Below are 2,178 nucleotides of genomic sequence, written 5' to 3' on the forward strand. Positions count from 1 at the left end.
CCCAGGTCTTGAACCAGTCGAGCTGTTGCGCCTGCTCGGCCCAGAACCCCTCCGGGTCCTTGTCCGCCCGCTCCCACACCGTCGGGTCGTTCAGGTTTCCGGACTGCTTGAACTCGTCGGGCGGCGGGAAGGTCCGCCCCTCTTCCAACAGGACTTCGATCGCGTCGTCTGCCATTGATCCCTCCTTGACGGACACCGGCCCGTCGACAAGCTTCGAGTCCGGCCGCCTCGGCGCGGCGAACTGCGCAATGGACGGTAACGTTGATGGTGAACGGATTCTAAAAGACGCCTACCGGCTTGACAACCGGAGAGACCCCGCCGCAGGGCCGTTAACCCCCGTGCAGCAAGACCACCGCCAGGGCGGCCATGGCTTTCCCGTCGCCGATGGAGCCGAGCCCTTCCATGGTGCCGGCCTTGACGTTGACGGCCTCCTCGGACACCCCCAGGAGACGGGCGAGACTGGTCCTCATGGCGGCGAAGTGCGGCGCAAGCCGGGGGCGCTGCGCGATGACGGTGACGTCGGCGTTGACGATGGCGAAGCCGGCCTCGCGCATGAGCCCGAGGACGTGACCGAGGAGACCGACGCTGGAGGCCCCAGCGAAAGCCGGGTCGGTGTCCGGGAAATGGGTGCCGATGTCGCCCTTGCCCATGGCCCCGAGGAGCGCGTTCATCAGGGCGTGAAGCAGCACGTCGGCATCGGAGTGGCCCGAAAGGCCGGTCTCGTGCGAGATCGGGACGCCGCCCAGGATCAGTTTCCGGCCGGGCACGAGGCGGTGGATGTCGAAGCCCTGGCCCACCCTGTAACCCGCGCTCAGAACCCCATCTCCCTTTGCTGCCGCCGCCCCCGCTGATCGAGCAGGATGGCCGGGGCGTGGCTGCCCTTGCGCAGCACCGTCTGGTCCTCGCGCGCGACCACGAGGCCCTGGGCCAGCGACAGGGAGCGCAACACCCCGGAGCTCTGGGTGCCCGTGCTCGACGCGAGGAAACGTCCGTTCTGCTCGTCGAGGCGGCAGCGCACGAACTCCTTGAGCCCGCGCGCGGTCTTGATGTCGTGAGTGATCTTGGCGCGCACCACCGGCATGAAGAGGTTCTCGTGACCCATCATCCTGAGCAGCGACGGGCGCACGTAGAGGATGAACGACACCAGCGACGAGACCGGGTTGCCGGGAAGACCGAACACCGGCTTGGCGCCTTTCGCGCCGAAGGCCATCGGGTGTCCGGGGCGCTGGGCGACTCTCCAGAAACGCATGCGCACCCCGGCGTCGGCCAAGGCATCCTTGACATAGTCGTAGTCACCTACGGACACGCCGCCGGAGGTGATCAGCGCGTCGCAGGCCAGCGCGGCCCTGAAGGCTTGCGTGAGGCTCTCGCGGTCGTCCCGCACGATGCCGAAGGACTTCGGGATGGCACCGACCTCCGCCACGGCGGAGGACAGCGTGTAGCCGTTGCTGTTGACCACCTTCCCGGGCGCCGGGCGGTCCCGGACGCCGATAAGCTCATCGCCGGTGGCGATGATCGCCACCACCGGGCGCCGGTGCACGCGTACAGTCGGTCTGCCGATGGAGGCCAGGAGCCCGATATCGGGGATGCCGAGGACCCTGCCGTGCTCCAGGACCACATCACCCCTGCCGATGTCCTCTCCGGCGGGCCGGATATGACTGCCCTGACCGTCGGTGCGAGACACCACGACGCGTTCACCGGCGGTCTCGGTATACTCGACCCGAACGATGGCGTCGGCGCCCGCAGGCACCGGTGCTCCCGTCATGATCCTGATGGCGGTTCCAGCGAGCACCCGCTTCCGCGACACGCGGCCGGCGCCCACCGCGTCCCGCACCTCGAGGGACACCGGCGCGGACGGCGCGGCCCCGGCCACATCGCTCAACCGGACCGCGAAGCCGTCCATAGCGGAATTGGCAAAGGAAGGGACGTTCCGTGCCGAGCGCACGTCCTCGCACAGTACCCGACCCAGGCCTTCGTCCAGCGCGACCCTCTCGCACGGCAACGGCGACACCGTGTCCAGGACCATGTCGACGGCTTCATTCACCGTGGTCATGTGCACCATCATCACCCGAACGTGGACGACAATCAAGCCGGCATGAAACCAGGCAGGTGAACAGGCAAAAAAAGGCCCGATCTCGAAAGATCGGGCCTTTGAAAAATCCCGGCGGCTTCCTACTC

Annotated in this window: 3 protein-coding genes; all 3 read right to left on the reverse strand. The window is 67.6% G+C overall.

All coding sequences use genetic code 11. From position 1 onward, the window contains the following. On the reverse strand, positions 1–175 hold a 175-nt coding region (locus tag OXU42_09210), incomplete at its 3' end, for a hypothetical protein (GenBank protein ID MDE0029561.1). A 154-nt stretch (positions 176–329) separates the two neighbouring features. Continuing rightward, positions 330–815, reverse strand: coding sequence for a 2-C-methyl-D-erythritol 2,4-cyclodiphosphate synthase (ispF, locus tag OXU42_09215; GenBank protein MDE0029562.1), 486 nt, complete (start codon positions 813–815; stop codon positions 330–332). Beyond that, positions 812–2,053, reverse strand: a complete 1,242-nt coding sequence (locus OXU42_09220) for a molybdopterin molybdotransferase MoeA (GenBank protein MDE0029563.1) — start codon at positions 2,051–2,053, stop codon at positions 812–814. Before OXU42_09220 ends, ispF begins: the two co-directional genes overlap by 4 nt. Positions 2,054–2,178 lie beyond the last annotated feature (125 nt).

The sequence above is a fragment of the Deltaproteobacteria bacterium genome (assembly GCA_028818775.1).
Classification (GTDB): domain Bacteria; phylum Desulfobacterota; class Binatia; order UBA9968; family JAJDTQ01; genus JAJDTQ01.

Excerpts from the sequence above, each read along its gene's own strand:
- OXU42_09220 (MDE0029563.1), bottom strand. The coding sequence starts at position 2,053 with ATGACCACGGTGAATGAAGCCGTCGACATGGTCCTGGACACGGTGTCG.